The following is a 6,416-nucleotide window of genomic DNA, read 5'->3' as shown; positions in this document are numbered from 1 at the left end:
CAGGTTTCATTATTGAGCACAAAACATATCGGTGACGAACTTGAGGTGAGAGTCCTTAAGGAGAAGTGGAACTTGGGGCCAATCGATAGCGTCTCCACATGGAAGCGCTTGATGAAGTTAGGCTACTCCTTGTTATTGAAGTGGAGGTAGATGATCTTCTCCCGTTTCTGATGCACTATTTTGTGTTCACGTTATTTCATAAATAACAACTATAGATTCAGTCTTAATTTTCAAAAGTTGCGATTAAGAGTTTAGTCTGTTTTATCACCGAACCAAAAACGATAGCCTGCCTGAATGCCCATTCTTAGAGGGGAATCTTCGGGAACTTCAAACCTTCGGTAGTCAATGCCTGCAAAAAAACCCTGCCGTGATACTATCTCCACAGAAAATTTAATGACCAAAGGCCTATGATCCGCCTTATCATTCATTGGATTAAGTTGTCCAGGATGGGTTAATGGAGGAAACAAATAAAGGAAATTGCCTGGTTTTGTAAAAGACTTCCAAAGGTGAGCATTGAAGCGAAAAAGTGCTTTTTCAGTGAATAAAATATCCAGGTTTACAAACGGCCCCATACCAAAATAATTTCCTTTATAATTGTAGACATTTGCATGCATTCGATAGGAGGAAAAGTTTACTCCAGAGGCAACGATGACCTTATGGCGGTTCAGTATATTTAATCCTGCATAGATTTCACCGGTGGGACCCGAAGAAAAGGTCTTTTTATAAATATCACTAGCCTGGTTCAATTCCATATTCTCAATCCCGACCATATATTGGTATCGAATAAAATCCGAGGTCCACAAATTAGTATAGGTAAGGTATAAACCTTTATGCTGAGGCGACTGTAGCCTTAAGTCTAACACTGGAGAGAAATAGTTGTAGTCAACCTTGCTTATGTGCCACACATCCTCAACTTGATCATACCAACTATCACTCAATCTATTGATCTGGCGTCCGTAACCAATTCCCAGCTTTTGAGTTTGGTAGAACTCTTCAAAGGGGGATCGTATATTTGAAACTTGGCCTTGTAAACACCCTGATACTAGTATCTCACTGACAATGATTAGGTATATAAACTTTTTAAGCATGCCTGAACAAGTTAAGATGCGCCAACCAATAAACTGCCAGAACCCCTGAAGCGAAGGTACAGCAATTTATTGGTGAACGCATATAATTCATTTAGCTAAACTCAAACTATGGAATTAGCTCGAAACGATAAGAAAACACATTGCCTGGAGCAGCTTTAGTATAGACCAAGTTGCCGGTTAAAAGATCTATAGTAAAATCAAATTGATCTAAACGTATAAGCTCCATATTGCTATAAACGTCAGGGTCGCTTGCCCAATGAACTCTTTTTGTGGGTAACCTGAAAGGGTATTCGTAAGCCACTCTAGCGCCTCCGTTCGTAGGTAAGTAATAATCATAATACTGTTGGCCGGCTTTCTGATCAAATTCTCCAATGAAAAAGTAAAACGCGTCCCTCTCTATGTCAAACTGATTACAGATAATTCTATACACTATTACATCCGGTGCAGGGCATTTGCCCTTACTTTTTCCATTGGCAAAGGCCGCAAGAAGTACGATGAAGAACTCGACCTCTGGGACTGGGAAGAACTCTGCGGCTGGAAGGCCCAGGGAAAGAAAATCACCTCCGATGCCATCGAAGAAATAGAACTGCTGGAATGGTACGAAGAGGAAGCAGAACCGGAAGGTCACTTTTACCAGCGGGTCAATTTTGTCGGTGACGAACTTGAGGTCGGAGCCTGCCTCCAGAATGTCGAACTTGCGGCCAATGGAGAGCGTCTTAATCAGGAAGCGCTTGATGAAGTTGTACTACCGATACCTATTATTGTACGCTTTTTGGTACATTCGTCATCATGAAAGCAATTACAGCCTCGGCACTTAGGAAGAGCATGAAGAAATACTTCGATGCCGTCTCCAACTCACTCGAAATGATTGTGGTATCACGAAATCGGGAGGAGGATGCTTTGGTGATTATGTCGATAAAGGAGTACAATTCGCTCGTAGAGACTGCACATCTACTATCGACAAAGGCCAACCGGGAGGAAATGCGGGAATCCATTGATGAGATGGAAAAGGGGGAAACGGTGCCGTTTGATCTGGCAAACAGAAAGTTTGCCGGTTAGATGCAGTTTAAATTTACCAAACGGGCCAGGGAGCATTACGAATACTGGCCATCTGCTGACCCTGCGGTATTGGACAAAATTCACCAACTACTGGAATCTATTGAGCAGTCTCCCTTTAATGTTATTGGCAAACCGGAGCCTTTAAAATATGAACTGAAGGGGTTTTGGTCCAGACGAATTACCAGGGAGCACCGGCTGGTCTATAAGATTTCCGGTAGAATGAACTCAGAGCAAATCTGCACCGTGATCCAATGCAGGTTTCATTATTGAGCACAAAACATATCGGTGACGAACTTGAGGTGAGAGTCCCTAAGGAGAAGTCGAACTTGCGGCCAATGGAGAGCGGCTCATGTAGGTCGGAATTGCATTCCGACAAATTCGCGATATCGAATACCTGTTTCAAAATCACCACCCACAGAGGCCCGTTTCCGCTCCATTCCCAGTGCATCCTATAAAACCGGCTCGCTGTGGTGCAGAACACGCCATTTTTCAGTAGGGGCAAAAATTATTTTCACTTTTTTCACATCCAAAATCTGCATTTTTGGACTGTATGGGCGGTTTTTGTGAAAAATACTCATTGATGAGTATTAAACCTTATCAAGAATTTTTAGAGGTTTGGCAAAAAAACCAATGAAAACACTGCTTATTCTTACATTATTCCTTATAGTACTACTTCTACCCAATACTGCAAGGGCTCAAAAAGATACAGTGATAACAGGAACCGCAGGATTTGACGGAGATACCCTGCAATATGAATTAAAAATAGATTCACCAGCATTTACCGTCCACCTTCAAAAGGGCGAAGAGAAGGATTCATTAGAACAACAGCTCCTGATAGACTCGGTAGAATTCCATGATAACCTTTCATCATTGGTGGATAGCGTTTATACTCGAATTGGAGATGCCAAACCAGCAGATACCCTCAAAATAAAATTGTCCAGAGCCATTTGGAAAGACATAGAAACATATAAAGATTCAGAAGAGGCTGAGCCGGCTGCTAATGATCCTGGTGAAGGAGATGAGGAAGAGAAGACTGAAAGTGAAAAAATTTTAGCGGAACTCAAAAAGTTAATTAATGAGCTAGATGAAGATGAAGGGGAGACGGCATTTTTACTTGTATTGCAGGATTCATTTCCACTCCTCGATAAACCACTGCCTACGAGAGGTTCCCAGCAAGAAAAGCGTGTAATATTTGATACAACTAAAGCAGGAGAGAAGAAAATTTTTAAAACCAACTACGCTTATGTGAAACTCCGTAACAATAGAGTTCATGAAATTTTAGTTAACGCCACCTATGTGCCAACAGGTCAAGTGAAAAATTTCAGAAATAACAAGTGGTCATTGACAATGGCAGATTTTAATCATGACATAGGATTTATTGAAGGGGTTGAAGTAGGTAAAGGAGATTCGAAAGACACTGGCATAGTATATTTTAGTCATATGTTAAAGCTAACTCCAGATTCTGAAACCGGTTCCTTTAGTATAAACTTTACTGATAAAGAAGGGTACCTAAAGCCTTTGGATACCCTCACGGCCATAAAGAAAAGCTTCAATGAGTATTTAGCTGTACTTGTGATGACCAGCATTTGGGGGGAAGAAAATCGTGTTAACAACACAATTCAAACCGACTTTTCTTTACATGTACCCTTGAATTCAAGAAACATTATGGAGGCAGTTTATTTACCATACCTTAAAGGAAGCCTCACGCTGACAAACCTTCTAAATGATACTCGCATAGAAAATTCTGTCGATTCAATTGATCAATCTCTAGACCTTGAATACTTTGAGCTTTTGAATTATAATAGAGGTTTCTTTAAGGTGCAAGTACCAATTATTTTAACGGAGGCAAAGATGTTTGAAACCAGATACACAGCATTGGGCGTCTTACCAAAATGGAAATGTATAAACTGGATTAAGTGGATTAAGTGGATTCCTTTACCGTTAGAACTAGAATATAATCTTTACCTGACAGGTCTCCAGACGAAAGTTGTTTCTAATGGAGAAGACACCTTGTTAAAAAGCAGCGTGTTTTCATCATCATATGGCGCAAATTGGTTATTCAGCATTCGACCAGAGCAGGAATTTGGCATAAACTTGCGTTTTGGACGACATTATCTCGTTCCTCATAGTTTAACTTCAGACGTGTTGAGCATAAATTATTTACCTGAAAGGCAATATTGGAAGGCAGGTACAGAAGCGTTCTTCGCAGTTGGTTCCACTGATGAGAATAAAAGGAAATCGGGTGTTTATTTTAGAGGAGATTTTTATTTCTCTCATGATTTTGATAAGATTTTTCCATTAATTTCTGTGGGTTATTCTACAAATCTAGGCGGTTATCTCAGCCAGGAAAATTAAACAACGTTCATTTATTTTAAAAGAAATCCATGAAAAATTTACTGCTAATTATATGGCTTCTATCCAGTTTGACTTCTACTACTTTAGCGCAATCCACTACATTTGGTGCAACTGCCGAACCGGTAGAGGGGCAAGAGGAGGTTTACATCATCAAGCTCAACGAAGTTATTGGGAATGTGCATACTAGACATCTTGCAACCGGGATGGGAAAATTTATTCCTCAAACACAACAAATTCAGTGGCTGGAATATCAAGATGCTGAAGGCGACATTCAGCAGTGGTACAATACAAGCCGCGAGGCTGCAATAGAGATTACCAATGCCATTATCCGCAGACGTGTGTTTTTAACAAATCCCGTCATGCAACAAGATACAACTATAGCTCCAGCAGATTCATTGGAGTAGAAGCTATCAAATGAACAGACAATCTACTTTAGTTAATCCCACCTCGCTCAAAACAACCCCGGCCCCTCCAGCCATTCAAATCCATTCGAAATCAGCATCTCATACTTAGTGATATGATGTGTAGTTTTCATTGGGATCAGCCGGTAATCCAGGTCGTGCTTTTTCACCAGTTCCACGATGGATGGAAATCATAGGTGGTGAGGTACGGCCCCCGGATTTGCTTCATGAGATGAAAAAGCTGCTGGTGGTTAATCTCGAAATGTGGGTAGAGGCGCTTACCGGCTACAGTATATGGCGGATCGATAAAGAAGTTGTTTGCAGGTGATTCAGCATATTGAGGAATTAGCTCAAAAGCATCTCCCTGGATAAATTCCAACCTGTTCCTGTAATGTGAAATATTCTTAATTCTGTTTTACAAGGTCTTAGGGTACCACCGCGATTTCAATCCCTTCCCCGTTTTCACCGTTCTTGATGAAGCCGGAACCTTTGGCTAAAATTCCACCATGTGAGATTCGATGCCTGAGCAATGTCTTAAATGCTTCCTCTTCCGTGCTGCCATTCTGCCTGGCTAAAATCTCATTTGCTTACTCAGTGGTCAGATCAAATTCGATAATGTGTTTCCTCAGGTTTTCATTCTGGGCGCTCAGGATGGTTTTCCAAACTGCGGCCACAACTTCATCCATTTCAATCATCACTGCCTTTTCCGTGAAGCCCTCGGCAGCGGCAGTCAAACTCACAATGCCTCCTCCTGCAAAAGGCTCGATTAGCTAGCTGTGTCGCTTTATTCCAATTTAATTGAGGTTGAGCTAACTAATGCTGCTTTGTTCCGCTTTAATTCTTACAATTAAATGATCTGGTGTGCATTTCTTTCTAAGCCTAAAAGTATTCCAGAGGGCAACTATGGTCAATATAAGTGATATTACTATAATGAGATAGAAAAGCGCCTCAAAGATTGAGGGCTGTACACCAAATGCCTCTTTAAACTCGGTAGTGATAACCGCAAGAAGTGATATAAGGAAAATTGACAATGGTGCTAACCAGTTACGAGTTTTTGCCGAGTTTGTAGTATATTCTATTACCTCAAGCTTAAGTTTATCCTCAGTTATCTGAATCAGATTCGTTAGGACATTGCTGATCCTTTTGGAAATGAACTGACTATCCTCTTTAGCCGGGATAATAGTTGAATGTATCATGATACAAAAATCATTGAATAAAATGAGATAAGAGACTTGCATCAGGATCATAACCGAGTGCACCTATCGCATGAAAATTTATATGACCACAATGTTTGCAAATTACCACTATAGCCGGAACTTTCTGATTGGGATTGGTAAACCCACCCAAGTTTTTTGCTAATGATATTTCCACATACCCCTCAGCTATTTCAAATGATCTTGTGCCACAGCGTTGACAGCTTTTAACTGGGCCCTTTTTATTTAGCTCCTTTATAATATCCTGACTATTAAATGGATTAGGATTTTTCATCTTCTTTAATTAAATTTTGTATTTC

At 40.6% G+C, this 6,416-nt stretch carries 9 protein-coding genes; 6 read left to right on the top strand and 3 right to left on the bottom strand.

Annotated elements, in window-relative coordinates:
• Positions 1-251: 251 nt before the first annotated feature.
• Positions 252-1,088 (bottom strand): hypothetical protein, encoded by an 837-nt coding sequence (locus tag WD077_09105; GenBank protein MEX0967384.1) that lies wholly within the window; start codon positions 1,086-1,088, stop codon positions 252-254.
• 343 nt (positions 1,089-1,431) lie between these two features.
• Between WD077_09105 and WD077_09100 the strand changes: the two genes are divergently transcribed.
• The 6 genes from WD077_09100 to WD077_09075 all read left to right on the top strand — a co-directional run bounded on the left by WD077_09100 (position 1,432) and on the right by WD077_09075 (position 5,231).
• Positions 1,432-1,881: a hypothetical protein gene (locus tag WD077_09100; GenBank protein ID MEX0967383.1), complete on the top strand. Its 450-nt coding sequence runs from the start codon at positions 1,432-1,434 to the stop codon at positions 1,879-1,881.
• Positions 1,882-1,913: 32 nt separating this feature from the next.
• The gene (locus tag WD077_09095) at positions 1,914-2,147 is read left to right on the top strand and encodes a type II toxin-antitoxin system Phd/YefM family antitoxin (GenBank protein MEX0967382.1); all 234 of its coding nucleotides are present in this window, start codon (positions 1,914-1,916) and stop codon (positions 2,145-2,147) included.
• Complete coding sequence (locus WD077_09090) at positions 2,148-2,417, top strand: Txe/YoeB family addiction module toxin (protein ID MEX0967381.1); 270 nt, start codon at positions 2,148-2,150, stop codon at positions 2,415-2,417.
• A 360-nt stretch (positions 2,418-2,777) separates the two neighbouring features.
• Positions 2,778-4,502, top strand: coding sequence for a hypothetical protein (locus tag WD077_09085; GenBank protein ID MEX0967380.1), 1,725 nt, complete (start codon positions 2,778-2,780; stop codon positions 4,500-4,502).
• 29 nt (positions 4,503-4,531) lie between these two features.
• A complete protein-coding gene (locus WD077_09080; protein ID MEX0967379.1) occupies positions 4,532-4,906 on the top strand; it encodes a hypothetical protein in 375 nt (124 codons plus the stop codon).
• Between the two features lie 181 nt (positions 4,907-5,087).
• Positions 5,088-5,231 carry a hypothetical protein gene (locus WD077_09075; protein MEX0967378.1) on the top strand — a complete coding sequence of 48 codons (144 nt, stop codon included), beginning with the start codon at positions 5,088-5,090 and terminating at the stop codon, positions 5,229-5,231.
• 259 nt (positions 5,232-5,490) lie between these two features.
• Here WD077_09075 and WD077_09070 read toward each other — a convergent pair whose 3' ends face one another.
• Together WD077_09070 and WD077_09065 are read right to left on the bottom strand one after the other, a co-directional pair.
• The gene (locus WD077_09070; GenBank protein ID MEX0967377.1) at positions 5,491-5,643 is read right to left on the bottom strand and encodes a hypothetical protein; all 153 of its coding nucleotides are present in this window, start codon (positions 5,641-5,643) and stop codon (positions 5,491-5,493) included.
• Between the two features lie 466 nt (positions 5,644-6,109).
• Positions 6,110-6,391: a hypothetical protein gene (locus WD077_09065; protein ID MEX0967376.1), complete on the bottom strand. Its 282-nt coding sequence runs from the start codon at positions 6,389-6,391 to the stop codon at positions 6,110-6,112.
• Positions 6,392-6,416: the final 25 nt, after the last annotated feature.

The sequence above is a fragment of the Bacteroidia bacterium genome (assembly GCA_040880525.1).
In the GTDB taxonomy this organism is placed as follows: Bacteria; Bacteroidota; Bacteroidia; order CAILMK01; family JBBDIG01; genus JBBDIG01.
Note: the sequence above shows the minus strand (reverse complement) of the source record. Positions and strands in the feature narration are given on the sequence as shown.

Coding starts and splice junctions, on each gene's coding strand:
- WD077_09105 (MEX0967384.1), bottom strand. CDS start 1,088: ATGCTTAAAAAGTTTATATACCTAATCATTGTCAGTGAGATACTAGTA.
- WD077_09095 (MEX0967382.1), top strand. CDS start 1,914: ATGAAGAAATACTTCGATGCCGTCTCCAACTCACTCGAAATGATTGTG.
- WD077_09090 (MEX0967381.1), top strand. CDS start 2,148: ATGCAGTTTAAATTTACCAAACGGGCCAGGGAGCATTACGAATACTGG.
- WD077_09085 (MEX0967380.1), top strand. CDS start 2,778: ATGAAAACACTGCTTATTCTTACATTATTCCTTATAGTACTACTTCTA.
- WD077_09080 (MEX0967379.1), top strand. CDS start 4,532: ATGAAAAATTTACTGCTAATTATATGGCTTCTATCCAGTTTGACTTCT.
- WD077_09075 (MEX0967378.1), top strand. CDS start 5,088: ATGGAAATCATAGGTGGTGAGGTACGGCCCCCGGATTTGCTTCATGAG.
- WD077_09065 (MEX0967376.1), bottom strand. CDS start 6,391: ATGAAAAATCCTAATCCATTTAATAGTCAGGATATTATAAAGGAGCTA.